Source organism: Nocardia sp. NPDC055002, from assembly GCF_053608825.1.
Genome location: NZ_JBSGWE010000003.1, coordinates 925,803 through 951,863 on the forward strand (window position 1 = coordinate 925,803; position 26,061 = coordinate 951,863).

23 protein-coding genes and 1 tRNA gene are annotated in these 26,061 nt (G+C 67.3%); 4 read left to right on the forward strand and 20 right to left on the reverse strand.

Annotated features, from left to right (window positions below; all coding sequences use genetic code 11):
- Positions 1–9 precede the first annotated feature (9 nt).
- Complete coding sequence (locus ACWF99_RS16520; protein ID WP_378638813.1) at positions 10–474, reverse strand: DUF2752 domain-containing protein; 465 nt, start codon at positions 472–474, stop codon at positions 10–12.
- A gap of 215 nt (positions 475–689) precedes the next feature.
- On the opposite strand from ACWF99_RS16520, the gene ACWF99_RS16525 reads away from it, so the two are divergent.
- Positions 690–1,778 carry an alpha/beta fold hydrolase gene (locus ACWF99_RS16525; RefSeq protein WP_378638810.1) on the forward strand — a complete coding sequence of 363 codons (1,089 nt, stop codon included), beginning with the start codon at positions 690–692 and terminating at the stop codon, positions 1,776–1,778.
- Positions 1,779–1,872: 94 nt separating this feature from the next.
- Here ACWF99_RS16525 and ACWF99_RS16530 read toward each other — a convergent pair whose 3' ends face one another.
- A complete protein-coding gene (locus ACWF99_RS16530; RefSeq protein WP_452536554.1) occupies positions 1,873–3,246 on the reverse strand; it encodes an alpha/beta hydrolase family protein in 1,374 nt (457 codons plus the stop codon).
- Positions 3,247–3,254: 8 nt separating this feature from the next.
- Positions 3,255–3,836: an ArsR/SmtB family transcription factor gene (locus ACWF99_RS16535; protein WP_378638804.1), complete on the reverse strand. Its 582-nt coding sequence runs from the start codon at positions 3,834–3,836 to the stop codon at positions 3,255–3,257.
- Positions 3,837–3,946: 110 nt separating this feature from the next.
- Here ACWF99_RS16535 and ACWF99_RS16540 point away from each other — a divergent pair, with 110 nt between their 5' ends.
- The gene (locus tag ACWF99_RS16540) at positions 3,947–4,828 is read left to right on the forward strand and encodes a hypothetical protein (protein WP_452536556.1); all 882 of its coding nucleotides are present in this window, start codon (positions 3,947–3,949) and stop codon (positions 4,826–4,828) included.
- A 51-nt stretch (positions 4,829–4,879) separates the two neighbouring features.
- Here the strand turns inward: ACWF99_RS16540 and ACWF99_RS16545 are convergent.
- The 4 genes from ACWF99_RS16545 to ACWF99_RS16560 form a co-directional block, all read right to left on the reverse strand.
- Positions 4,880–4,952 (reverse strand) — tRNA-Thr (locus tag ACWF99_RS16545).
- 58 nt (positions 4,953–5,010) lie between these two features.
- Positions 5,011–6,210, reverse strand: a complete 1,200-nt coding sequence (locus ACWF99_RS16550) for a DNA polymerase III subunit delta' (RefSeq protein WP_378661785.1) — start codon at positions 6,208–6,210, stop codon at positions 5,011–5,013.
- 65 nt (positions 6,211–6,275) lie between these two features.
- Positions 6,276–9,212 carry a type I DNA topoisomerase gene (gene topA, locus ACWF99_RS16555; RefSeq protein WP_378638787.1) on the reverse strand — a complete coding sequence of 979 codons (2,937 nt, stop codon included), beginning with the start codon at positions 9,210–9,212 and terminating at the stop codon, positions 6,276–6,278.
- A 237-nt stretch (positions 9,213–9,449) separates the two neighbouring features.
- Positions 9,450–9,656 (reverse strand): cold-shock protein, encoded by a 207-nt coding sequence (locus ACWF99_RS16560; RefSeq protein ID WP_019044597.1) that lies wholly within the window; start codon positions 9,654–9,656, stop codon positions 9,450–9,452.
- Between the two features lie 435 nt (positions 9,657–10,091).
- Here ACWF99_RS16560 and ACWF99_RS16565 point away from each other — a divergent pair, with 435 nt between their 5' ends.
- On the forward strand, positions 10,092–12,482 hold the full coding sequence (locus ACWF99_RS16565; RefSeq protein WP_452536559.1) for a DEAD/DEAH box helicase: 2,391 nt from the start codon (positions 10,092–10,094) through the stop codon (positions 12,480–12,482).
- Positions 12,483–12,781: 299 nt separating this feature from the next.
- On the opposite strand, the gene ACWF99_RS16570 is transcribed toward ACWF99_RS16565, so the two are convergent.
- The 7 genes from ACWF99_RS16570 to ssd form a co-directional block, all read right to left on the reverse strand.
- Complete coding sequence (locus ACWF99_RS16570; protein ID WP_378661922.1) at positions 12,782–13,216, reverse strand: Rv3654c family TadE-like protein; 435 nt, start codon at positions 13,214–13,216, stop codon at positions 12,782–12,784.
- Positions 13,217–13,221: 5 nt separating this feature from the next.
- Positions 13,222–13,536 (reverse strand): TadE family type IV pilus minor pilin, encoded by a 315-nt coding sequence (locus ACWF99_RS16575; RefSeq protein WP_452536561.1) that lies wholly within the window; start codon positions 13,534–13,536, stop codon positions 13,222–13,224.
- Between the two features lie 41 nt (positions 13,537–13,577).
- Positions 13,578–13,787 (reverse strand): DUF4244 domain-containing protein, encoded by a 210-nt coding sequence (locus tag ACWF99_RS16580; protein WP_378661791.1) that lies wholly within the window; start codon positions 13,785–13,787, stop codon positions 13,578–13,580.
- Positions 13,788–13,859: 72 nt separating this feature from the next.
- Positions 13,860–14,480: a type II secretion system F family protein gene (locus ACWF99_RS16585; RefSeq protein ID WP_452536563.1), complete on the reverse strand. Its 621-nt coding sequence runs from the start codon at positions 14,478–14,480 to the stop codon at positions 13,860–13,862.
- A 275-nt stretch (positions 14,481–14,755) separates the two neighbouring features.
- Entirely contained in the window at positions 14,756–15,544 is a 789-nt protein-coding gene (locus ACWF99_RS16590) for a type II secretion system F family protein (protein ID WP_452536565.1), read from the reverse strand.
- Between the two features lie 214 nt (positions 15,545–15,758).
- Positions 15,759–16,940, reverse strand: coding sequence for a TadA family conjugal transfer-associated ATPase (locus tag ACWF99_RS16595; protein WP_378638771.1), 1,182 nt, complete (start codon positions 16,938–16,940; stop codon positions 15,759–15,761).
- Between the two features lie 67 nt (positions 16,941–17,007).
- The gene (gene ssd, locus ACWF99_RS16600; protein ID WP_452536568.1) at positions 17,008–18,159 is read right to left on the reverse strand and encodes a septum site-determining protein Ssd; all 1,152 of its coding nucleotides are present in this window, start codon (positions 18,157–18,159) and stop codon (positions 17,008–17,010) included.
- Positions 18,160–18,507: 348 nt separating this feature from the next.
- On the opposite strand from ssd, the gene ACWF99_RS16605 reads away from it, so the two are divergent.
- On the forward strand, positions 18,508–19,368 hold the full coding sequence (locus tag ACWF99_RS16605; protein WP_378638765.1) for an HAD-IB family hydrolase: 861 nt from the start codon (positions 18,508–18,510) through the stop codon (positions 19,366–19,368).
- Between the two features lie 424 nt (positions 19,369–19,792).
- On the opposite strand, the gene ACWF99_RS16610 is transcribed toward ACWF99_RS16605, so the two are convergent.
- From ACWF99_RS16610 to ACWF99_RS16635, 6 genes are all read right to left on the reverse strand, one after another.
- Positions 19,793–20,539 carry a Fic family protein gene (locus ACWF99_RS16610; RefSeq protein WP_378638763.1) on the reverse strand — a complete coding sequence of 249 codons (747 nt, stop codon included), beginning with the start codon at positions 20,537–20,539 and terminating at the stop codon, positions 19,793–19,795.
- A 10-nt stretch (positions 20,540–20,549) separates the two neighbouring features.
- Positions 20,550–20,714, reverse strand: coding sequence for a hypothetical protein (locus ACWF99_RS16615; RefSeq protein ID WP_378638760.1), 165 nt, complete (start codon positions 20,712–20,714; stop codon positions 20,550–20,552).
- A gap of 103 nt (positions 20,715–20,817) precedes the next feature.
- Entirely contained in the window at positions 20,818–22,512 is a 1,695-nt protein-coding gene (locus tag ACWF99_RS16620; RefSeq protein ID WP_378638758.1) for an ABC transporter ATP-binding protein, read from the reverse strand.
- The gene (locus ACWF99_RS16625; protein WP_378638755.1) at positions 22,509–23,438 is read right to left on the reverse strand and encodes an ABC transporter permease; all 930 of its coding nucleotides are present in this window, start codon (positions 23,436–23,438) and stop codon (positions 22,509–22,511) included. The genes ACWF99_RS16620 and ACWF99_RS16625 overlap by 4 nt, the downstream gene beginning before the upstream one ends.
- Positions 23,431–24,357 (reverse strand): ABC transporter permease, encoded by a 927-nt coding sequence (locus ACWF99_RS16630; protein WP_378638753.1) that lies wholly within the window; start codon positions 24,355–24,357, stop codon positions 23,431–23,433. Before ACWF99_RS16630 ends, ACWF99_RS16625 begins: the two co-directional genes overlap by 8 nt.
- A 63-nt stretch (positions 24,358–24,420) precedes the next feature.
- Entirely contained in the window at positions 24,421–26,019 is a 1,599-nt protein-coding gene (locus ACWF99_RS16635; protein ID WP_378638750.1) for a peptide ABC transporter substrate-binding protein, read from the reverse strand.
- Positions 26,020–26,061: the final 42 nt, after the last annotated feature.

The following is a 26,061-nucleotide window of genomic DNA, read 5'->3' on the forward strand; positions in this document are numbered from 1 at the left end:
GAACCAGCGTCAGACGGGCGTGAGCCACGTTCCCCATGGCGTGTTGCGGAGCACAGAATAGAGGGCGAGCAGGCCGAAGAAGGACCACACGGTCACCGCGCTGAGCCCGGGTACGCGCCACCGTTGTCCGCGACGAGCGCGCAAAATCCAGTCGATGACGAAGACCGCGAAGGCTACGGTCAGCGGCAGGGCCAGCAGATTGCTGTGCAGCGAGTCGACGATGTTGCCGTCGGTGAGGTTGTGCATCGCGCGCATGCCGCCGCACCCGGGGCAGTACACCCCGAACAGCGCGTACACCGGGCACAGGCCGTAGGAACCCTCGACGTGCGGGTCACGGAAATGCAGCAGGGCCAGCGTGCCGACGCCGAGACCGGCGGCGATCAGCGGTGGCGTCATCCGCTGCCAGGTCGAGCGCGCGGTACCCCGGTTCGGATCCGCGCCGGAAAACTCGGCCGTGACGTGCGTTTTGTCCACTCCAATACGGTAGCGGCGGCCGTACGCCGCCGCCAGCGCGACCGATGCCCGATCGTGCCCTTCCGGTGCAATTTTTCGCTGATTTCAGGCGATTTCACAATGTCAGCACGCTCGGTGACCCAGTTCACAACAAGTGGGACACTGTGACCCGCTAACACTAGCTAGCACCCTGGCTTGCACTGTACGGTGGCCTACGACACAAAGGAGTGCCGACAATGCTTGCGAAGTCGATGATGACGCTCGCGGCAGCGCGATCCATGGTCTCTCACCTCGAGACCGGCGCACTGACCGCACAGTTCCGTGCCGGGCTGCGTACCCGCAGTTTCGCCACCGCGAAATTCAACGCCCCCACCGTCGAGCACCGGGTCGTCCCGGTGACCACCACGGACGGCGCGCAGCTCCGGGTCCACGTCTACGGTCCCGATACCGCCCCCACCCTGGTCCTCATCCATGGCTGGGCCTGCAGTATCGAATACTGGAACCCGCAGATCACCGCCTTCGCCGGCGAGTACCGCGTGGTCAGCTACGACCAGCGCGGCCACGGCGCCTCCACCCTCGGCACCGCCGCCCCCAGCGAACACACCCTGGCCGACGACCTGTCCGCCGTCCTCGACGCGACGCTGCGTGAAGACGAGAAAGCGGTCCTGGCCGGGCACAGCATGGGCGGGCTCACCATTCAGGCCTGGGCCAAGCATCACCCCGAACAGGTCTCCCGACGCGCGTCCGCCGTGCTGCTCGCCAACACCGCCAACGCCGCGATCCGCTGGGAAACCGACATGCTGCCGCTGCTGAACAAGCAGCTCACCGTCGCGCAGTACCCGGTCACCCTGCTGGGCGCACCGGTGCGGATGCCGCAGCCGGTCAGCGAGTCGCTGCTGTTCGCGCCGCTGCCGATCCCCGGCGGCTGGCTCACCCAGCAGATTCTGCGCACGCGCATTCTCACCCCCGAGGCCACCGCCGACGAGGTCGACTTCGCGATGGGCATCATCCGCTCCTGCCGCCCGATCGCGCGCGGGCGCCACGCTGCCGCGATGGCCGACATGGATCTGTCGGCAGGCACCGCCAACCTGACCGTCCCGACCACGGTGATCGCCAGCGCCAGGGACCGGCTGCTGCCGCAGCGCCTGTCGCGCCCGATCGTCGACATCCTGCGCCGCACCGGCAACCTGGCCGATTTCCACGTGCTGCCGCACGGCCACCTCAGCAATGTCGAAGACACCGACGCCTTCGATGCCGTTCTGCACCAGATCCTGCGCAGCTCCATGAACTCTCGGGCCACCCGCCGCAATGTCGCTGCCCGCTGACCCGAGCCAGTTCTCCTGAGACCGATCAACGGCGATCGGCTCAGGAGTAACCGCGAAGAAGGCCCCCGACCTCGTCGGGGGCCTTTCTCGTAGGTCAAGGGAGCAGCAGACCCCAGTACAGTGCCCAGAGCACGAAACCTGTTCCACCGCAGAACAACAGGACCCATCGGGTCCGCGCTCCGGCGCTCGCACCGGCGAGGGTGTGACGGGCGCGGGCGAGCACGAAACCGAGCGCGACCACCGCCACGAAGGCGATCACCTGCAATGCCAGCCAGGGCAGGGTCCGGCCGAACAGCAAGGGGCCGAACGAGGTTGCGCGGGTGGTGAGGATGTAGCCGAGCTGGACGATCGTGCCGAGCATGCCGATCACCGTCGTGCACAACAGCACTCGCGCAGGCAGCCGATCGGGCAGTCGCCAGGACCTGACCATTCCGGTGAACGCGTAGCCGGCCAGTGCCAGGATCATGCCGAACAGCAAGGTCAGTTGCACCGTGGTCGATTCCCACCAGGATGCGGGAGCCAGCGCCCGCACCGGATGCCCCTGTGCCGCCGGCTGATCCGCCGTCGGTGGGGTCGCGGATCCAGGAAGCCCGTTGACCCAATCACCCAGGAGCTCGCCGTATCCCGGCGCCAAGCCGGGAAGTTTGTCGAAGCCATCGGTAGTCGGTTGTCCGGCGTGCTGAGCGTTCGCGAGTGTGCGCAGCGTGTAGTTCGTCTTTCCGGCATGCTCGAAGGCGGTCTGGAATCCGCGCAGACTGTCACCGGGTGGGGTCAGACGGTCCAGATCACCCCAGATCGCGAGGACCGGCTGGGTGATCCGCTCCAGCACCGGGATCGGGTCGTAATCGGCTTGCGCGAACTGACCGGCGGCGACCAGCTGACGAATACCGTTGCGGGCCAGCACATCAACCATCGAACCACGCACGCCCGCCGCGCCGAACCGAGTCTCGTTCGCCCAGTTCTGCTGCGCGGCGGGTGCGGCCGAATTCGCGCCGATCGTGATCAAGAACGCCGCGTCGGCGGATCGCGACGCGGCGAGGGGCGCGACCCATCCGCCCTCCGACAGACCCCACAGACCTACTCGCGCCGGGTCGACCTCGGGCCGATTCCGCAGTGCGGCAACCCCTGCCAGCGCGTCGTCGGCCAGGAGGGAGTAGTCACGGTGCGACGGCGTGTAATCCTCGGTGCGCTTGTCGTAGCGCAACGCGACGATGCCCGCGCGGGCGAACGCCTCGGCGACATGGTCGTAGTGCTCGCCGCTGCCGTCGCCCGATCCGTGGACGAGCACGACGCCCGGCCTGCCGGACGCCCCCGTCGGGGCGTGCACGGTGCCAGCGGTGGTCGTGCCGTCCGAGCGGGTGACGGTGATGTCGACGGTGGTGGTGTTCTGCGCGTGCGCCGCAGGGAATCCAGCGACGACGGTGATCATGAAGGTGAGCAGGATGATTCGCCGGAAGATCGAGAGCACGCCAAGTCCTAGTCTGCGGTGTTCGTGCGAGGTGCGGGAAAGGCGAGGAAGCGCGTCAGCACACGACGGGCGCCCGGGCGATCCTGCGGGTGAGACTGCTGAAAACGCTTGAGCAGGGTCATGTAGTCCTCGAAGAATTCTTCGAGTTCGGCCGGCGTCGCGTAGATCGCGCCACGCGAGAAGGGCATCATGTCGGCCCACTCACCCAGCTCGGCACGCTCGGCCTGGAAGCGCTGGAACATCTCGATGTCTTCGGCGATGTGCTGCGCGACAAGACCTTCCATCAGCTCGCGGAGCTCCGGTGACTGCTCGCGGTCCATCCGGTAGCGCAGGTCCTTCGGCGGCGAACGCCACCACCGCTCCTTGCCCTTGGCCAGTTCGGGCGCCTCTTCGATGAAGCCGTGTTCGGCGAGCTGGCGCAGGTGGTAACTGGTCGCGCCGGTGTTCTCGCCCAGCCGAGCGCCCAACGCTGTCGCGGTGGCCGGTCCGTTCTCGGCGAGCGCGCGCAGGATGCGCTGACGCAGGGGATGCGCGAGCGCTCGCAGCGCCGCGGGGTCGGTGATCTCTCTGGGCGGTACCTCGTCGGCCATAGTTACAAAGTACTCTTTGCACAAATATGTGTGCAAAGAACTTTATGCAACATGGGGTCGCGGCCCGTGGCACTATCGACAGCACGCTCATCTCTGGAAACGGAGGGTCCGTGTACGTCTACACCAATCTGTCCGCGGCACTGCGCGACAAGACCTCACCGCTGCGCGAATACCTGCACGAACGGTTTCCCCACACCAGGGGCGTGCAGGCCGAGTACCGGCGAGAAGCCGGACCGCTACTTGTCGACACCGGCGGCGCGCACCCGGCCACGCTCGGCGCCGCGTTCGACTTCGAAATCAGGTTCCTGCTGGTACCCGAACACGCGCCGGTCCTGCCACTACTCGGATTCTTCGGCCATCCGCGAGAGTCGGCCGTCATCGAGTCGGTGATCGAGACAGCTCAGGCCGCGGTCGCCCCGACCGCCACCGACGTCGACCGACTCAGCCGAGCCTGCTGGGCCCTTGCCCTGTGCACCGACGTCTACCGGCGGGGCCTGCTCCGCGAGTCAGCCCTGGACAACCTGCTCAGAACCGGCCGCTTCACCCCCGAGCACCTCCTCGCCCTCGCACCCCCCGACGCCATCCGCCAACTCTGGGAACTCCGCGGCCTCGCCGAAGAACACCTCCTCCCCCACCTGCACCCCCCGACCTTCCCCGGCCCCACCTTCGACGCCTCGGTCCTGTGCAACGCCGACGCCGACCTCATCAGCGCAGGCCTGCTCCTCGACCTCAAAACCCACCTCGGCCCGAAGAACCAGCGCACCGGCATCCGCGCCGACTCCCTGACCTCCAACGACCTCTACCAGGTCATCGCCTACGCCCTCTTCGACCACACCAACACCTACGCCCTCACCCACCTCGGCCTCTACTCGGCCCGCTACGCCCACCTGTCCACCTGGCCCCTGCCCGACCTCCTCACCGCCCTCGCAGGCACCCCCATCGACATCACCCACGAGCGCGTAACAGTCTGGAACCTCCTCGGCGGCCACTAGATACAGCAAAAGACCCTCCCCGGTATCCCGGAAAGGGTCTGATGGCCTCGGAGCCGCCTGGGGGAATCGAACCCCCGACCTTTTCATTACGAGTGAAGCGCTCTACCGACTGAGCTAAGGCGGCGTGCCATTTCGGCGACGCGAGTCTATCGCGGGAAGGGGTAGAACGCGAAAACGGGTGGTCAGGTGGTGCGGGCGGTGATGAGGGTGGCGGTCATGGCGGCGATGGCGAAACGAGGTTTCACGTTGAGGTCGAGGGCTTCGCGGCAGGCCAGGACGGCGTCGATGCTGCGGAGCAGGCCTTCGGGGCGGACGTTGGTGGCGAGGTCGGTGATCTCGTCGGCCATGTCGGGGTGGGTGAGGGTGATGGGGGTGCCACGGCCGGCGAATCGCATGGCCAGGGCGTCGCGGTACATGCCGGCGATGTCGATGAGGGCGCGATCGAGTGCGTCGCGGCCGGTGCGGGTGGCACGGGACTTCTGGCGGCGTTCGAGGTCTTTGAGGACGCCCGCCGAACCGCGGGTGGCGGAGGCGGAACCCTTGCCGGTGCCGCCCGCGCCGAGAGCGGTGGCGAGTTCGTCGCGTTCGCGGTCGTCGCGATCGGCGCTCATCAGTTTGGCTTCGTCGTCGGCTGACTTCACCAGTTCGTCGGCGGCGGCGTAGGCGGCGCCGGGGCGCTCGGTCGCGGTGACCAGAGCGAGGGCGCGCTTGCGTCGTTGGCGGGAGTCCTCGTCGGTGGCGAGGCGGCGGGCTCGACCGACGTGGCCGCCGCTGACCGAAGCCGCCCAGTCGGCGGTCTTCGCGTCGAGTTGGTCGCGCTCGCGCAGAACCTGGGCGATCGCGGGAACGGTCGGCGTCACGAGGTGGACGTGCCTGCAACGCGAGCGCAGGGTGACGGAGATGTCCTCGGGGTCGACGGTGGGAGCGCACAGCAGGAAGACAGTGCGGTCCGGCGGTTCCTCGACCACCTTGAGCAGGGCGTTGGCGGCTCCCTCGGTGAGGCGGTCGGCATCTTCGACAACCACGACCTGCCAACGACCGGTGCTCGGGCGACGTGCCGCGATCTGCACGATGGCCCGCATCTCCTTGGTGCTGATGCTCAGCCCCTCGGGGATGATGCGCCGCACGTCGCCATGGGTACCGGCCATCGTGGTGGTGCAGGCATGGCACCGCCCGCACCCGACGGTATCGGGATCGGTGCACTGCAGCGCCGCCGCGAAACACAGCGCCGCGACGGACCTCCCCGAACCGGGCGGCCCGGTGAACAACCACGAATGCGTCATCGCCCCGGTGACCACACCGGCCCGCGCCGCCTTCGCGGCAGCGGCCAGCTCGGTCTCGACCACGTCCTGGCCGACCAGTCGATCGAAGACACCTGCCACGCGCTACACCCTAGCCGCGGGGTCCGACAGGATTCACCGAGGCCGGGCGGGACGCGGGCGAGCGATCAAGCCTCGTCTGTCCCCGCGGATTTCGCGGCAGCCTTCTTGGCCGGAGCCTTCTTCGCTGCCGTCTTCTTCGCGGTGGTCTTCTTCGCCGCGGTCTTGGTCGCCGTCTTCGTCGCCGTCGACTTCGCCGCCGCCTTCTTCGCGGGCGCCTTCTTGGCCGCCTTCTTCGCGGTCGTCTTCTTCGCCGCCTTCTTCACCGGCCCACGCGCCCGGCGATCGGCCAGCAGTTCGGACGCGCGTTCGTCGGTGATCGACTCGACCTCGTCGCCCTTGCGCAGGCTCGCGTTGGTCTCGCCGTCGGTGACGTACGGGCCGAAGCGACCGTCCTTGATCACCATCGGCTTGTCGGTGGCCGAGTCCTTGCCCAGCTCACGCAGCGGCGCCGCGGCCGCGGCCTGACGCCCGCGACGCTTGGGCTCGGCGTAGAGCTTCAGCGCCTCCTCGAGGGTGACCGAGAACAACTGATCCTCGGTCGCCAGCGAACGGGAATCCGTGCCCTTCTTCAGGTACGGGCCGTAGCGGCCGTTCTGCGCGGTGATCTCCTCGCCCGAGGTGGGATCGTTGCCGACCACGCGGGGCAGCGAGAGCAACATCAGCGCGTCGTCGAGGGTGATCTCGGCCAGGTCCATCGACTTGAACAGCGAACCGGTGCGCGGCTTGACCTCCGCGGCCTTCTTGGTCTTCTTCGCGGGCGCCGCGTCCGGTTCGGGTGCGGGCGGTTCCGGCAGCACCTCGGTGACGTACGGGCCGAAACGTCCTTCCTTGGCGACGATTTCGTTCCCCGACACCGGATCGACGCCGAGCGAGCGACCCTCCTGCGGCGTCGAGAACAGTTTCTCGGCGACCTCGGGCGTCAGCTCGTCGGGCGGCAGATCGTCGGGCAGATTCGCCCGCTGCGAGATCCGATCCCCTTCGGGGTCATCGGGATTGATGATCATCCGCTCCAGGTACGGACCGAAGCGGCCGACGCGGACCACGACATCGCGGCCCTCTTCGTCGACGAACATCTTGATCGAGTTCACTTCGCGCGCGTCGATGTCGTCGAGCTGCACGGAAACCATCTTCTTGAGGCCACCGGACCGCGCGACCGAACCCTCGGCGCCGGATTCGCCACCGAAGTAGAAGCTGGACAACCAGTTTCCGCGTTGCTCGCGTCCACCGGCGATGGCGTCGAGGTCGTCCTCCATCGCGGCGGTGAAGTCGAAGTCGACGAGTCGACCGAAGTAGGCCTCGAGCAGGCCGACCACCGCGAACGCCACCCACGCCGGGGCCAACGCGCTACCGCGCTTGTAGACGTACCCGCGATCGAGGATCGTCTTGATGATCGAGGAGTAGGTAGACGGGCGGCCGATGCCGAGGTCTTCCAACGTCTTGATCAGCGAGGCTTCGGTGTAGCGCGCGGGCGGGTTGGTGCTGTGTCCGTCGGGAGTGAGCTCGACGGCCGTGACGCTCTGGCCCTCTTCCAGTGCGGGCAAACGGGATTCGGCGTCGTCGGACTGACCGCCCGCCTCCTCGTCCACGCTCTCGACATAGGCCTTGAGGAACCCGGCGAAGGTGATGGTGCGACCCGAGGACGAGAACACACACTCCTCGCCGGTCCGCGCCGTGCCGGTGATGCGCAGGGTCAGCGTGGTGCCGCGCGCGTCGACCATCTGCGAGGCGACCGTGCGCTGCCAGATCATCTCGTAGAGCTTGAACTCGTCGTTGTCGACCTTCGAGGCCAGCTGACCGGGCGTCATGAAGGTGTCACCCGAGGGACGGATCGCCTCGTGTGCCTCCTGCGCGTTCTTGACCTTGCGGGTGTACTGGCGTGGCGACGGCGAGACGTACTCCGCGCCGTAGAGCTGGGTCGCCTGCGAGCGCGCCGCCGCGATCGCCGACTCCGACAGCGTCGTGGAGTCGGTACGCATATAGGTGATGTAGCCGTTTTCGTACAACCGCTGCGCGACCCGCATCGTGCGCTCGGAGGTGAACCGCAGCTTGCGGCCCGCTTCCTGCTGCAACGTGGAAGTCATGAACGGCGGGTACGGCTTGCGCGTGTACGGCTTGGCCTCGGCCGAGCTGACCTCGAGCGCGGCGCCGTCGAGCGCCTCGGCCAGCCTGCGGGCATAGGCCTCGTCGAGCACGACGACACCGGTGGCCGACTTGAGCTGACCGTCGGAACCGAAATCGCGACCGGAGGCGACACGGTCGCCGGAGACCTGCACCAGGCGAGCGCCGAACGTGCGCGGGTTGGTCGAATCGGACTTCTCGTCAGGACCCGCGTCGAGCTTGGCGGCGATGTCCCAGTACCCGGCGGAGCGGAACGCGATGCGCTCACGCTCACGCTGCACGATCACCCGGGTGGCGACGGACTGCACACGACCGGCGGACAGCCGCGGCATGACCTTCTTCCACAGCACCGGGGAGACCTCGTAGCCGTAGAGGCGGTCCAGAATGCGACGGGTTTCCTGCGCGTCGACCAAATCGTTGTCGAGCTCGCGCGTGTCGGCGGCGGCCGCGAGGATGGCGGGCTCGGTGATCTCGTGGAAGACCATCCGGCGAACCGGGACCTTCGGCTTGAGCGTTTCGAGCAGGTGCCAGGCGATGGCCTCGCCCTCGCGGTCGGGGTCGGTGGCGAGGTAGAGCTCGTCGGCGTCGGCCAGCAAGCTCTTGAGCTCGGCGACCTTTGCCTTCTTATCCGGGTTCACCACATAGATCGGCTCGAAGTCGTGATCGACGTCGACACCGAGGCGTGCCCACGGCTGCCCCTTGTATTTGGCGGGCACGTCGGCGGCACCGCGCGGCAAGTCGCGGATATGGCCCACCGAGGCCTCGACCGTGTAGTTGCGACCCAGGTAGGGCGCGATCTTGCGGGCCTTGGTCGGCGACTCGACGATCACGAGACGACGCAGGGGTCGGCCCTGGTCGGCTGAACTGCGGTCTCGTGTTGCCACCGGCGAACACCTTCCTTCTAGATCCGCGCGTCGGGAGGTCCGCTCGGTGCGCGGCTGGGGCAGACGGCGACGTTCGGACATCACCACCAGTGACGTTTATACCCTGCGCACTTGGGGTAGAGGCATTTGCGGCGTTTCACGACGCGGGCGCTGTCCTGGGCGATGGTACCCGGAAATGACTCGTCCCCCTCCTCCGCATGCGGAGGAGGGGGACGAGGCGTTGTTGTGTTTCGCAGCTCAGGAGAGCGCGCGAACGCCGGTGGCCTGCGGGCCCTTGGTGCCCTGGCCTACCTCGAACTCGACCTTCTGGTTTTCCTCGAGGGTACGGAAGCCCGTGCCCTGGATCTCCGAGTAGTGGACGAAGACGTCAGCGGAGCCGTCCTCGGGCGCGATGAAGCCGAACCCCTTCTCCGCGTTGAACCACTTCACAGTTCCCTGTGCCATTCTGTTTCCTTCTCTTTCTACCGGAAACGGCGGACAACTGGGTTCGTCCACCGGGCCCGTTCCGACCGCTGTACTGTTGGTCCCCCTGCAAGGAAATCCTGAGCACGGCGTTCGCAACAACGATCCTGCTGATGGTTTGGACCTTGGATCCGTCCCTCGAACACAGAAGCTTGCGACCGAGACCCAGTGAACCATGTCTCTGCGCAATTCGACAGTCGAGTTACCGACTATTTGCAAAATTCATGATCTTGCGAATGTGCAGGTAAGGGACAGATTGGGTGTATCCGTACTTTCGGTCTGTTTGCTTCTTGATAACCGAGTGAGCTTCCAGCAAACATGCTGTGACCCAGATCGCTACTGGGTTACGAAATCCCAGGTAGTGGTTGTCGCACACACACGTTTCACACTTCGCGTGTCGCGTGAGAGAAGGACTGGATGAATCCGACAGACCGGACCGAGGTCCGAGAGCACGATACGGGCGAGAGCTATGGGCGATCGTTGCTGAATCGTGTCCTGACCGAGGCGGCTGCCGGCGGCAACCCGCTGACCCACATCGCCGAGCTGCCCGCACGGCGCGCGCGCACCACCGGGTGGCCGGAATGGGTGCCATCGGACCTGGTCACAGCCCTGGACGCACAGGAGATCACGCTGCCGTGGGAACACCAGACCCGCACGGCCGATCTCGCGGCGACCGGGAACCACGTCGTCGTGAGCACGGGAACCGCGTCCGGGAAATCGCTCGGTTACCAGCTACCGGTGCTCACCGCGTTGCACGACGACCCACGCGCCACCGCGCTGTATCTGTCCCCCACCAAGGCGCTGGGCGCCGATCAACTCCGCGCCGTCGGCAGCCTGATCCATGACAATCCGCTGCGAGAGGCGCATCCGGCGAGCTATGACGGCGACACTCCCGCCGAGGTCAGACAGTGGGTGCGGGCCAACGCCCGCTGGATCTTCACCAATCCCGACATGCTGCACGTCGGGATTCTCCGTTCGCATCAGCGCTGGGCACGGGTACTGCGCAACCTGCGATATGTGGTGGTCGACGAATGCCACGCATATAGAGGAGTGTTCGGTTCGCACGTGGCGCTGGTGTTGCGAAGGCTGCGTCGGCTCGCCCGGTTCTACGGCGCCGACCCGGTGTTCATCCTGTGCTCGGCGACCAGTGCCGATCCGGCCGCGTCGGCGAGCAGGCTGATCGGGGCGCCGGTGGTCGCTGTCACCGAGGACGGATCGCCGCGCGGTGCCCGGACCGTCGCGCTGTGGGAACCGCCGCTGAGCGCGATGCGCGCCGGTGAGAACGGAGCACCGGTGCGGCGGACCGCGACCAGCGAGGCGGCCAAGATCATGGCCGCGCTGGTGGCCGAGGGCGCCAGGACCCTGACCTTCGTTCGCTCGCGGCGCGGTGCCGAACTGATCGCGCTCGATACCCGTCGCGTCCTCGCGGAAACGGCCCCCGAGCTGCAGGAACGGGTTGCCGCCTACCGGGCGGGCTATCTGGCCGAGGACCGGCGGGAGCTCGAGCAGTCGCTGTCGCAGGGGACATTGCTCGGCGCGGCGAGTACCAACGCACTCGAGCTGGGCGTCGACATCGCGGGCCTCGACGCCGTGGTCATCGCCGGTTTTCCCGGAACGGTGGCCTCGTTCTGGCAGCAGGCCGGGCGGGCGGGCAGACGGACGCAGGGTTCGCTGGTGGTGCTCGTGGCTACCGACGACCCGCTCGACACCTACCTGGTGCACCACCCGCAAGCGCTGCTCGACCGGCCGATCGAGGCCACCATCACCGACCCGTACAACCCTTACATCCTCGGCCCCCAACTGCTGTGCGCCGCGATGGAACTGCCGCTCACCGACGAAGAGGCGAGCGAGTTCAGAGCCGACGAAGTGCTCGCCGACCTCGCTGAGCAGGGCCTGATCCGGCGCAGGCCGGGCACCCGCGGCGCGGGTGCCCGCTGGCACATCACCGCGCACACCCACCCGCACGACGACGTGGATGTGCGCGGAGGACTCGGCGCGCCGATCGCGATCGTCGACGCCGAGACCGGGCGCCTGCTCGGCACCGCCGACGCAGGCCGGGCACCCGCCACGCTGCACACGGGGGCTGTCCATCTGCACCAGGGCGAGACCTATCTGGTCGACGAACTGGACCTCGAGGGTGGTGTCGCGTTCGTCAACGAGGTGGATCCCGGCTTCACCACCAGTTCCCGGCAGATCACCTCGATCACCGTCGAGGGGGTGATCGAGGAGCGCGTGCTCGGTGCGGTCACGGCGGCATCCGCGCAGGTCGCGGTCACCAACCAGGTCATCGGCTACCTGCGGACCCTGGTGACCGGCGAGGTGCTCGACCAGGTGGAGCTCGATCTGCCCGCGCACACCCTGCACACCAAGGCCGTTCTGTATACCGTCACGCCCCGGCTGCTCGCCGGCGCGGACATCTCCGACGAGCAGCTTCCCGGCGCGTTGCACGCCGCCGAGCACGCCGCCATCGGCATGTTGCCGCTGGTCGCGGGCTGCGACCGGTGGGACATCGGCGGTGTCTCCATCGCCGAACATCCCGATACCGGTGCGCCGACGGTGTTCGTCTATGACGGCCAGCCCGGTGGCGCCGGCTTCGCCGAGCGCGGATTCGCCCAGCTCACGGCCTGGTTGTCCGCCACGCTGAGCGTGATCCACAGCTGCGCGTGCCAGGACGGCTGCCCCTCGTGCGTGCAGTCGCCCAAGTGCGGAAACGGCAACAACCCCCTGGACAAGGACGCCGCCGCGCGCTTGCTGGCCGCCGTCCTCGGCGAGCTGCGGGCTCATGGGGAGCTACCTGCGGATTCATGATGTACGCACGCTCGCGGCGTGACCGGCGAGACACCGCACTCGAAGAATGCTGGTCACTCGTCCGAATTACTGCTGACCAGCAGCGATATGTCGGCCAGCACCCAGCGCCCGAATAAAAAGGACCACTCTTCTATTAACTGGCACATAGCCAACTGGAGCCACGGGCGCGATTACATCGTTTTTTTCATTTTTTTCTCGCCCAGATCAAAGAATGCGCATGAAATAGCGCAAACGCACTTCCGGTTAATTCGAATTGGTTCGGTGCGGAACAACCACCGGCCAGTGATAACACTTGCGCGTCACTCATTCTCTTCCACCGGACCCGCCCGTGCCGAAGCCCGCACAGTGCGCATACCGAACACTCCCGCTGACACATTCGCCTCGACATCTACAACAACATCCCACTGCGCGACCGAGCACCGCCGTACTCGAACCCCCATCCGCCGGGCGATCTCCCCGGCCTCCCCACATCCCGCCTCCGCGCTCTGTGCCAAGAGACCCGCTGCGGCCAGCGCGCCCAGATCAGCGGCCCCCTGCGCCCGATGCCGAGCCACCACCGCTACACCCACCTGGCCCACCAACAACGTCAGGCAGATCAACCCCGCCAACGCCACACACACGAACGCCGTTGCCCCACCTCCGTCCGCCTTCGACCTCGACCACGACGACCTACGATCCTTCGATTCGCACGGTTTCACCTCGAGAGCCGCTCCCCTTCGCCGGCACAGGCGCATCGCCGTCACGGATCCACTCCCGGCTCGGTGACGGCTACCGCTTCGGCTCGAAGGCGCAGACCGGGAAGGAGCGGGGTGTTCGCGGCGACGGTGGCGACCACCCGATCGCCTTCGGTGCGGAGTTCGACGGTCGCGCCCGATGGGGCGACAGCTCGGCCCGCGGTGATCGCGCGCGAGGTGTCACCCCGGGCAGCGAGGCGGGCGGTCTCGCGGGCAGCGTCGGTACAGCGGACCTGGGTGGATCCGGCGAGCAGTGCGCCGACGCACAGGGCTACGGCGCACACCAGGGCCGCGAGGGCGATGGCGGCCTCGACCGTCACCGCACCCGCATCGGCCCCGAGAGTGCTGGTGTCGCGGCGGTTTACACGCTCGTGTTGAGTGCCTTGTCGATGATGCCGGTCAGCGCGTTGACGATGCTGTCCCCGGTGACGACCCCGTAGAGCACGGCCCCGAAGGCCGCCGCGGCGATGGTGCCGATCGCGTACTCCGCCGTGGACATGCCGTCGTCCTCGAGCAGCAGACGCGTGATTCGAGTGCGAGCCCCCAGGTATACCGCGTGCGCGAACGTCATCGTGATCCCCTCTCTGGTTGCACCGCGCGGCTGATCCGCACGGTGAAGTTTCGGTGGCCCCGTCGCAACCGGTCACAGCAGCCCACCGCCGCCGAGCACGCGGTCGGCGAGGCCGGTAACGACCGGGACGATGCCGAGGCAGACGAAAGCGGGCAGGAAGCACAGGCCGAGCGGGCCACCGATCAGCACACCCGCGCGTTCGGCGCGCGCGACGGCAGCGTCCTCCACGGCTTCGCGGCGTTGCGTGGCGAGTTCGCCGACTGCCGCGGCCAGCGAGGCGCCGGAGCGCGCCGAACGACGTGCCATCCTGGCCAGCGACTCCACGTCATCGGCGCCCGCCGACCCCACCGCATCCGCGGCCGCCCGCTCCCATGCCGTCGCCGCGTCGGCGCCCAGCGCGAGAAGGTCTGCGGCCCTGAGCAATGCCGCCCGAAGAACCGGCGGCGCTGTGGGCGCACTGGCTCGCGCAGCCGCGGCCATCGGCAGTCCTGCTCGGAGGCACGCGGCCAGGAGATCGAACGCGGATGCCGACCCGAGCGGGTCGACCTTCGCGGTGTCACCTGTCGCCCCGGAGACGCCGACCGTCGTCGCACCGAGCGCACGCACCCGTCGACTGACGGCCACTCGCCCTGGTAGCACCACAATCGCCACCGCCGCGAGCAGCAACGCCCCCGGCGGAACAGCACCAGCCATCCCCTGCACAGCAAATCCCCCTCCTCGAAGTTCTGTCCACACCCATCCACACCCCGATTCGAACTGCCCCACGCGGGGCACCGCGGTGTGCGCGTGGTCTTTTCGGTGATCACATCTGTCCACAGGAATTCGGATCGGCGACTACTCCCGCCCTGCCCGTCCGGCCGTGCCGCACGCCGAGTGACGCTGTGCTCTTGCAGCAGCACACATCTGTCCACAGGGCATCCACACGAGTTGTCCACTACCGCCGTCCGTTCGACACCGTCCGGTGCGGATCAGGCTGTGCTCTTGCGGGTGATGACATCTGTCCACAGCAGTCCACAGCAGGCGAGGGCGGCACCCAGTGGGAGAAGTAGTTCCCCAGCTGGGGCAGCGAACAGGATGGTGAGCGGGGCAGCTCCCATCAGTTGTCCTAGGCCGATACCTACCAGAGGAAGGCCGGCCAGGACGGTGGCCGATGCTCGGGCGCCGGCGAGTGCGGCTTCGGTGCGGTCGCGGAAGCGGATGCGGCCGAGTAGGTCGGACCTGGCGGCGGCGAGTAGTTCCGCGAGCGCCAAGCCGTGCTCTTCGGCCACCCGCCAGGCGGCGGCGACTCGCGACAGTTCCTCGGCGACAATCGAACCCGGCTGGACCCAACCGTCGGCTCCGGACCCACCGAGGCGGCTGCGGCCGGCACTGATCGCCAGTACGCGCGCCGCTTCGCCACGCGACTCGCCTGCGGCGGACTCGGCCGCCGCGCTCGGGTGGGCGCCGACGCGGAGCTCCCCGACCACAGCTTCGAGGCCGGCCAGGAGGTAGCCACATTCGCGTCGCCGTTCGCGGTCACCTCGACCACGCCGTTGCCGGACCGCCACCGTGGTTCCCAGCATGAGAGCGGCCAACCCGACGCCGGGTCCGAACAGGAATGCCGCGCACCCCAGCGCGATTCCTGCACACCACTCCACAGGCACGCGTTTTCGCGCACTGCCCCCGTTCGGGGCGAACAGCCGGTTGAATCGCCGTTGACCGCCTGCCACGGGCAGCACCAGCACCGCGATCGCGCAACAGAGCAACGCACTACCCATGAGCCCGCCTCCTCCACACCGAAACCCGCATCTCGTTCGACACTCTCGGCGGCGGCTCCGAGCTCCACCCGCAGCGATCGCCGCTCCGCATCGTCGACCACCGGCCGTCGCCCGGAATGGCGTCTAGACCTGTGAAGCCACTTGCCCGCCCATGGAATTCGCGCGTGACGACACGAATCCCGCACAGCCACCACCGCATACGCGACCGGGTTACTCATCCGAGACGCACCTCGAGTAGTCGGTGCAGTTCACCGGCCGCGGGAGTCGGATGCTTGTCCGACCGCCAGGCCGGGGTGATGTGAACTCCCTCGACATCACGGTGCAGGACACCGATTTCGTGGAGGGTACGGGTTCCGTCGGAGCGGCGCCGAACGTGCAGGACCACCTGGACGGCGGCAGCGAGCTGGCTGTGCAGGGCCGCCCGGTCCATCCCACCTAGCGCGGCCAGTGCCTCCAGGCGCGCGGGAACTTCCTGGGGCGAGTTGGCGTGGACGGTCCCCGCACCGCCGTCGTGGCCGGTGTTGAGGGCCGTCAAGAGATCGACGACTTCGGCACCACGGACCTCCCCGACGACAATGCGATCCGGGCGCATCCGCAAGGCCTGACGGACCAAGTCGCGCACCGTAACAGCTCCTACCCCCTCAACATTGGCCGTCCTGGCAACGAGGCGAACAACATGCGGATGGACCGGAGCGAGCTCGGCGGCGTCCTCCACGCAGACGATTCGTTCGGCAGGGTCGACGGCGGCGAGCAGGGCTGAGAGCAAAGTAGTCTTTCCCGCTCCGGTACCTCCGACAACCAGGAACGCGAGGCGGGCGCGGACGATGTCACCGAGCAGACGGCGGGCGTCCGGGGGAATCGAACCGGCGGCCGCCAGCGCGTCGAGGCCCTGGGTCGCCGGGCGGAGGATGCGAAGGGACAGGCACGTGCCGTCGTGGGCGACGGGGGCCAGTACCGCGTGGAGTCGAACGCCGAACGCATCGCCCAGCGTGGCTTCGGTTCCGGCGAGTTTGCCGTCGACCCAGGGTTGAGCGTCGTCGAGGCGGCGGCCCGCGGCCAAGGCCAAGCGCTGGGCGAGGCGGCGAACAGCGGCTTCGTCGGCGAAGCGGACATCGGTCAACTCCAGGCCGCGGCCACGGTCGACCCACACCGCATCCGGCCCGGTGACGAGTACATCGGCGACCCGGGGATCGTGCAGCAACGGCTCCAGCAGCCCCGCACCGGTCATCTCGGTCTGCAACAGGCGCAGGGCCCGGAGCAGATCGGTGTCGGCGAGCACGCCGCCCGCCTCCGTACGGATCGCGGCCGCCAGCTGCGCGGCATCTGGGACGCCCGGATGCTCGGCGAGGCGCTCACGGACGCGTTCGAGGAGGTCGACGGTCACAAAGGAGGTCATGTCGCGTCGGCTCCGTCCATCCGAGGGGCCGCACGAGGGATGCAGCGTCCGGCGCCGGCGGGGGTAGTCATCCCTCGGCTCCGACCATGGCGAGGACGGCGTCGGCGGCGTCGCGCAGGGGGCCGCGCCGGCGGACGCTCAGGCCACCGCGTTCGAGGCGGGAGGCGAGGCCGGCTTGCCCGCGCACTGCGGCGAGAAGGGGCAATCCGAGAAGTTCGGCGACTTCCGCGCCGCGCAATCCGCCGGGCGCGGGACCACGGACCACCAAGCCGCGGTTGGGGTTTCGCTCTCCGAGATAGGCAGAGACGACTTCGGCCGCGGCGATGGAGCGCAGACGGGCCGGTACGACGAGGACGACCAGATCGGCGGCGTCGAGCATCGCGTCGGCTGCCGGGCCACGCTCACACGACACATCGCAGACCACGAGATCTCCCGCGTCCCTCCCTGATTCGATGACCGCACGGACCGCCGCCGGTGCCAGTCCGACGAACGCGTGCCCCACGGAAACCGAGTCGGACCGTGATCGCCCGGGACCCACCCCGGTGGCGGGTCGCGCTCGGCCACAGGACAACACCGCCAAGCCGGGAGCCCCGACGGGCAACGCGTTGTGCAGCGCCGCAGCCGACACCCGGCCGTCCTCGATGATCAGGTCCGGCCAGCGCAGCCCCGGCACGTTCTCCATGCCCAGCACCAGATCTATCCCACCGTCGAGCGGGGCACCGTCGATCAGCACCGTGTCGCGACGCACCCGCCGGGCGGCCCCGCGCAGCGCGATCGCCGCGGCGAGCGTGGATGCGCCGGCACCCCCACCCGCGCCGACCACCGCGACGACTATCCCTTCGCCCGTGCGGGATTCGGCGTGTTCGGCGAACTGTTCGACCAGTGCGACAGCCGCCGAGGGCAACGCGACAACTCGTTCGGCACCCACCGCCGTCGCCGCTTGCCAGTCGGGCACGGCAGGCTCTCCCTCGGTGACCAGGACGACGCCCGCCCGCCGCGGGAATCCGCCGGCGGCGGCGGCAACAGCGGCGGCGGTATCGAGGATGACTATGCCTGCCCCGGCCCACGCGTGCCTGCCGACCGGCATCACCCGTTCCTCGGTGACGCGCTCGGCGGCCGCCGCGACTCGACGCACCTCCGCGCGCAGCCGTTCGTCACGCACGAGCACGAGAGCGGGCGCGATCTGTGGCGGGCCACCGCGCATCGGGACTGGGTTCATACGACTCAGCGTTGCCGAGCGAGGAGTTCATCAACACCCCGAAAACACCGATTGTGGATAACTCGGGGGTGTGGAGAACTTTGACGATCGTCCCGGAAATAGAGGACGGCCCCAGCCGGGGGGGAGGAGGCTGGGGCCGTCGGGTTCAGCCCCGGGGGGTCGGGCTGAACGCGCCTGGACTAAGTCCAGGTGCCAGCAATACTACACCCACCCCCTGCTGCGGGCGCAAGTAGCATTCGCCGACATTCTTCGGCGATTCGCGCCGTCCGGCGTCCCCGGGGCAAACCCTTTTCCACGGTGCGGACAGTCGATCCTGCGGTGCGCGCAGGTCGTGCCTATTCTGTTGACGTGACGCCAGAACGCGACCAGACCCCGCCTACGGACACAAGTCTCGGCAAAACGGGCCGAGCCCCGGTGCCGGGCGGGCGCGTCGCCGCGTTCTTCGATCTCGATAAAACGGTGATCGCGAAGTCTAGCGCGTTCGTCTTCAGCAAACCGTTCTACGCGCAGGGTCTGCTCAACCGCAGAGCCGTGTTGGAGAGCAGCTACGCACACTTTTTGTTCCTGCTTTCCGGTGCAGATCACGACCAGATGGAACGGATGCGGGCAAACCTCGCCAACATGTGCGCGGGCTGGGATGTGGAGCAGGTGAAAACCATTGTGGCCGAGACTCTTCACGATCTGGTCGACCCGCTGATCTACGCCGAGGCCGCCGATCTGATCGCCGATCACAAGATCCGCGGCCACGATGTGGTGATCGTCTCGGCCTCCGGCGAGGAGATCGTCGGACCGATAGCTGAGGTGCTCGGCGCCTCGCACACCGAGGCGACCCGGATGGTCGTCGAGGACGGCAAGTACACCGGCGATATCGAGTTCTACTGCTACGGCGAGGGCAAGGTCGCCGCCATCGAGAAGCTCGCCGCCGAGCAGGGCTACGACCTGTCGCGGTGCTACGCCTACTCCGACTCGGTGACCGACGTGCCGATGCTGAGCGCCGTGGGCCATCCGACCGCGGTGAACCCCGACCGCGCGCTGCGCAAGGAGGCGGCGAGCCGCGGCTGGCCGGTACTCACGTTCTCCAACCCGGTGTCGCTGTGGTCACGATTCCAGGCACCGTCGACCACCACCGTCGCCGCGACGGCCGCCGTCGGACTGAGCGCGATCATCGCCGGCGCGATCAGCTACCGACTGCTCCGCAAACGACGCTGACCGGCCGCTGTGCAGCACGAATCTCCGAGCGACACGCCGAATTCCTCGGGATTCGGTAATGCCTTAGAAACCCTTGATGTGAGTGCCATCACAGTGTAAGAATGGAGTCACGGAAGGACGGAAGGCCAAGACGGAGCCGGAAGAGAAGGTTTCGCCTCCCATCCCACCCTTCCCAGCACGGACACCAGGCACCCACGCGGAGCGCGCCGCGACAAGGCCGAAAGAGTTGTGGGCCTGCGAAATTCGAGCCAACGTCGGCGAACGCCTCGCACAGGTTGCGGGGATGAACCGGCGGGGTTGGGATGATCGCCGAGGCCACCGAACACAACCCACCCTGCACGCTTGGTAACCGGGTGTTCCGTGCTAGCGGGCGGTGAGGTCGAGCAATCGACAACGCCGCCCGTTTCGACGTGTACGGCCGGGTTCAGCCGGCCGCCGCGTCGGCGATCGAGTTCGCCTCGCGGGCTCCGTCTTCCAACGCTCCCGCACAGAACAGCACCCAGCCACCCACGCCCTCCGCGGTGCCCATGCCGAATCCGGCGGCCGCGTCGAGGTAGGCCTGACGGCGGCGCAGCCAGAACACTTCGGGCACGCCGAGGCTGTGCGGGTCGAGTCCGCTGGATACCGCGACCAGCCGCGAGGCAGCACGCGCGACGACACCGTCACCGGTGCCGAACGGACGCAGCGACAGCAGCTCGCCGTGCACGATCGCCGCGATCACCGGGGCGGGCGCCTTGCTCGACTGGACGGTTTGCGTGAGCATGTCGAGCCGCTCGGCGACGCCGGGAGTCGAGCGCGGGCGACCGAGTTCCCGCTCGTCGGTCACCAGGTCGGCGGCGGCCAGCAGGTGCAGCCGGGCCAGCGCCTGCAGGGGCGCGCGCCGCCAGGTGCCGACGAGATTGGTGAGCGCGTCGCCGTCGAGCGCCTGGCCCACCCGCAACGCGCCGGCCAGCACCGGGTCACTGACCTGGCCGTCGGCGGGCAGGTCGGTGCTCGCGCCTTCGATGGCCGCCGAGGAACGGGCGGCCCGCACGGCGGCTTCGGCGGCGGTCGTCGCCCAGCCACGCCGGTTCGACTTGTGCCGATGCACGGCCGCGAGCGCGTCGCGCGCCTTGTCGGCGGCCTCGCGCACGCCGGGCAGGTCGACCAGGGGCTGGAGCGGATCAGTCACGGCATGGAGGTTACCGCTCGTACAGTGCGACCCCCACGGTCACATACAACCCGCGCACCGTCGGCCAGCTGCGATCCGGCCACGGCACCTCGGCGAGCCGCTTGGCCGCCGGGGTCACCGCCCTGCGCCGCCGCGCTTCCCGCTCGGCCAGCCGTTCAGCATCGATTCGATCCACCGGCGTCTCCAACCCCGCGATCCACACCGCACCACCTCGGACGAATCCACGCTACGCCGATGAGCTGGGCTCTCGAAGGGTTTCGAGAGCCCAGCTGACACCCTTACCCCGTGAGCAGCTCGCGACCAGGAATCGCCTCGAGCAATGCCCGCGTGTAGTCCTCGCGCGCAGACGCGAACACCTCGTCGGTCGTGGCCGCCTCCACCACCTTGCCCTCGCGCATGACCAGCACGTTGTCCGCGATCTGCCGAACAACCGCCAGGTCGTGGGTGATGAACAGATACGTCAGCCCCAGCTCGGCCTGGAGGTCGTTGAGCAAGGTGAGGATCTGCGCCTGGACCAGCACGTCCAGCGCCGAGACCGCCTCGTCGCAGACCACCATCTCAGGCGAGAGGGCCAGCGCGCGGGCGATCGCCACCCGCTGACGTTGCCCGCCCGACAACTCGTTGGGATAACGCCGCAGCACCGACGCGGGCAGCGACACCTTGTCGAGCAGGTCACGCACCACCGCTTCGCGCTCGGCGGGCGTACCGATCTTGTGCACCCGTAGCGGTTCCTCGATCGTGCGGAAGATCGAGTACATCGGATCGAGCGAGCCGTAGGGATTCTGGAAGATCGGCTGCACCCGGCGCCGGAAGGCGAACGCGCCCTTGCTGTCGAGCTTCGCGACGTCCTTGCCGTCGAACTCCACGGTGCCCGACGTCGGTTCGAGCAGGCCGAGCACCATCTGCGCGATGGTCGACTTGCCGGATCCCGACTCACCGACGATCGCGGTGGTGGTGCCGCGACAGACCGTGAAACTCACATCGTCGACGGCCACGAAGTCGGTGGACAGCCACGGCCGCTTGCCGCGAATCTTGAACGCCTTGGACAGGTTTCGCACATCGAGCACGGCGTCGGGCAGTGCGTCGGCGTCCTTCTCGGCGACAGCTACTTCGACAGCCTGCGCGCGCACTTCGGCCCGCTGCCGCGACGACGACATCCGCGATGCCGCCAGCGACGGCGCCGAGTTCACCAGCTTCTTGGTGTACGCGTGCTGCGGATCGCGCAGAATCTGCAGTGCGGGACCGGATTCCACCACCTTGCCGCGATACATCACCACCAGGTGCTCGGCCCGTTCCGCGGCGAGGCCGAGGTCGTGGGTGATCAGCAGCACCGCGGTCCCCAGCTCGGTGGTGAGCTGTTCGAGATGGCCGAGGATCTGGCGTTGCACCGTGACGTCGAGCGCCGAGGTCGGCTCGTCGGCGATCAGCAGTTTCGGCCTGCACGACAGGCCGATCGCGATGAGCGCGCGCTGCCGCATCCCGCCGGAGAACTCGTGCGGGTACTGGTTCACGCGGCGTTCTGCATCGGACATACCGGCCTCGGCCAGCAGTTCCACCGCGCGTTCACGGGCCGCGGCGCCGGTGGCGATACCGTTGGCCACCAGGGTTTCCCGAATCTGGAAGCCGATCTTCCACACCGGGTTCAGGTTCGACATCGGATCCTGTGGAACCAGGCCGATGCCGTTGCCACGGATGGCGACGATCTCCTTCTCCGACGCTTTCGTCAGGTCCTTGCCGTCGAACAGGATCGAACCGCCGGTGACCTTGCCGGTGCCGGGCAGCAGGTTGATGATGGCGTGCGCGGTCGTCGACTTACCCGAGCCGGATTCGCCGACGATGGCGACGGTTTGCCCGGGGTAGACGGTGAGGCTCACGCCGCGAACGGCGGGGATCTCCTTGCCGTCGGAGGTGAAACCGACGTCCAGGTCCCGGATTTCGAGCAGTGGCTCCGGTGCGGATTTGTCGAGGCTCATCGGGTGCGCTCCTTCGGATCGAGCGCGTCGCGCACCGCGTCGCCGAGCATGATGAAGCTCAGCACTGTGATGGCCAGCGCGGTCGCCGGATAGAACAGGATCGGCGAGGTACGGATCTCGGTCTTGGCGCGGTCGATATCGGCGCCCCAGGACACGATGCTCGGCGGCAGACCGACGCCGAGATAGGACAGCGTCGCCTCGGTGACGATGAAGACGCCGAGCCAGATGGTGGCGACCACGATCAGCGGACTCGCCGAGTTGGGCAGCACGTGCTTCATCAGCGTGCCGAGACGCGACACCCCCAGCGCCTTCGCGGCGGTGACATATTCGCTGTTCTTGGCCTCGATCACCGCGCCACGCGTGATGCGCGCGGCCTGCGGCCAGGTGAAGGCCACCAGGATCGCGACGACCGTCATGATCCCGGCGGGCCGCAGCAGCTGCAGCAGCACGATCGCGGCCAGCACCATCGGAATGGCGTAGAAGATCTCGGCGATGCGCGAGACGATCGTGTCGAGCAGCCCACCGTAGAAACCGGAGAGCGCGCCGAGGATGCCGCCTACCAGCAGGAACAGCATCGCCGATGCGATGCCGACGCTCACCGACGCACGCGCCCCGTAGATGGTGCGCGCATAGATGTCACAGCCCTGCTTGTCGAATCCGAACGGATGACCCTCGCGCGGGCCGTCCATGCCGAACTCCCCCAGGCACAACCGCGGGTCCTGGCTGGTGAACAGCGACGGCCACAGCACCACGAGCATGACGAACACGATCAACACCACCGAGACCAGGAACACGGGGTTTCGGCGCAGTCGCCGCCACGCGTCGCCCCAGATGCTGGTCGGGGTGCCCTGGTCCAGGACGCGGTCGGTGGCGAGCACCTCCACCTCGTCGGCGGGGGCCACGAAATGCTGTTGCTTGTCATGCATAGCGGATCCTCGGGTCCAGTGCGGCGTAGAGCAGGTCGATCACGAGGTTGACGATCAGGAACACGACCACCAGCACCGTCACGAACGACACCACAGTGGGCGGCTCGCCGCGGATGATCGCCTGGTACATGGTGCCGCCGACGCCGGGAATGTTGAAGATGCCCTCGGTGACGATCGCGCCTGCCATCAGCGCGCCGAAATCGGCGCCGAGAAAGGTTACGACCGGGATCATCGAATTCCGCAGAATGTGCACGCTCACCACGCGTCGGCGCCCGAGCCCTTTGGCCGTCGCCGTGCGAACGAAGTCGGCGGATTTGTTCTCCGCCACCGAGTTTCGGGTCAGCCGCAGCACATAGGCGAACGACAGCGAGCCGAGCACGAACGCGGGAACGATCAACTCGCCCAGGCTCGCTTTACCCGTGACAGTAACCGGGGCGATCCCCCATTTAACACCGAGAAAGAATTGCGCGAGATAACCGACGACGAACACCGGCAGCGCGATGATCACCAGGCTCGCGATGAGCATGGTCGAATCGAAGAGTTTGCCCTTTCGCAGCCCGGCGATCATGCCGAACAAGATGCCGAACAAGCCTTCGATGAACACGGCGAGAAACGCCAGCCTGATGGTGATCGGAAAGGCGCGTTCGAGTTCTTCACGGACCGGTCTGCCCGAGAACGAGGTGCCGAAATCTAAAGTGAGAATCCCCTTCAAGTAATGCAGATACTGCACGATGAAAGGCTGATCGAGGTGATATCGGGCGCGCAGTACCGCCTCGGCGGCCGGCGTCAGCTGTTTCTCGCCGGCCAACGCCTTGATCGGGTCACCCGGAATCAGAAAGACCATTGCATAGATGAGCAGCGTCGCGCCCAGGAATACCGGGATCATCTGGAGCAGACGCCGAACTACGTACCAAGCCATCGTTTCCTCCGAAAACGACCGGGGCCGAGCCACTTCGCAGTGACCCGGCCCAGCTGTCGAGTTCTATTTCTCGATGTTCTCGAAGTCGAACAGGCCGTTCCAGGTGAGCTCGGCCTTGGTGACCTTGTCCGAGCGGCCCGCGTTGGCGACGTAGTCGAACACTGGGATGTCTGCCATCTCCTTGATCATGATCGCCTGCGCTTGCGCGATCAGCTTGTAGGACTCCGCCTGCGTCGGGGCGGCGAGGGCGGCGTTGAACAGCCGGTCCACCTCGGGATTGTTGTAGTTGACGTTGTTGGTCTCGGAGAAGCTGTAGTACTGCGAACCGAGGAACTGCATCATCGTGGGGTAGTCGCCCTGCCAGCCATAGCGGAACGCGGTACCGATCGTCTTGGCGTTCACCGCGTCGCGAATGTTCTTGAACGTCGGCATCGGGTTGGCGACCGCGTCGATGCCGAGGGTGTTCTTCACGCTGTTGGCGACAGCTTCGATCCAGGCCTGGTGGCCGCCGTCGCTGTTGTAGGTGATCTGGTACTGACCCGACCACGGCGAGATCGCATCAGCCTGCGCCCACAGTTTCTTGGCCTGGTCGGGGTTGTAATCGAACACTTCCGCACCCGGCAGGTTCGCGTCGTAGCCGGGCAGGGTCGCGGCGGTGAAGTCGCGCGACGGCGTGCGCGTGCCGTTGAAGATCTTGTCGATGATCTGCGGGCGGTTGATCGCCATCGAGATGGCCTTGCGACGCAGAATGCCTTCCTCGCCACCGAAATGCGGCACGGTGGTCTGGATGCCGATGTGCTGGTTCTGCGCGGTCGGCTTGGTGATCGCACGGTCGCCGAGGTCGCTCTCGTACGTGGTGATCGCGCTGTCGGGAATGGTGTCGAGGGTGTCGAGATTTCCGGCCTGCAGATCCGCGTACGCGGTGTCGTAGGACTGGTACATCACGAATCGGAGGCCCTTGTTCTTGGCCGGACGGCCACCGGGATAGTCCGGGTTGGGCGTGAGATCGATCTTGACGTTGTGTTCCCAGGAACCGAACGCGTAGGGACCGTTGCCGATCGGCTTCTCACCGAACGCCTTCATATCCTTGAAAGCGGCATCGGGCAGCGGATAGAACGGCGCGTAGCCGAGCGCGCTCTCGAAGTCGATCGAGGGCGACTTCAACTCGACGGTGAAGGTGCGATCGTCGACAACCTTCAAGCCCGACATCGTCTTGACGGTGGGATTCTCGGCGCTCACCTCGTCGAACCCGGCGATCGGGCTGTACACGTAGCTCTGCAGCTGCGCGTTGTCGGCGAGTGCGCCGTAGTTCCACGCGTCGACGAATGATTTCGCGGTGACCGTGGTGCCGTCGGTGAACTTCCAATTCGGCTTGATAGTGATCTTGTACGACTTCCGATCAGCCGTCTCGATCTTCTCGGCCACCTCGTCGTGGGCCTCACCGTTGGCGTCGTAGTACTTCAGCCCGGCGAACAAACGGTCGACGACGCGGCCGCCCATGTTCTCGTTGGTATTGCTGGGCACCAACGGATTCTGCGGCTCGCCCGCATTGGTGGTGACGATGCTCGAATCAGCACTGTCGTCGGACGAGCACGCGGTGAGACCGAGGCTTGTGGCCGCCAGTCCCGCCGCGACCAGCGCGGTCGCTCTGATGAATCTCAACGCTCTCTCCCGGTTCAATTCCGTGGCTAACGGTCGGAGGTT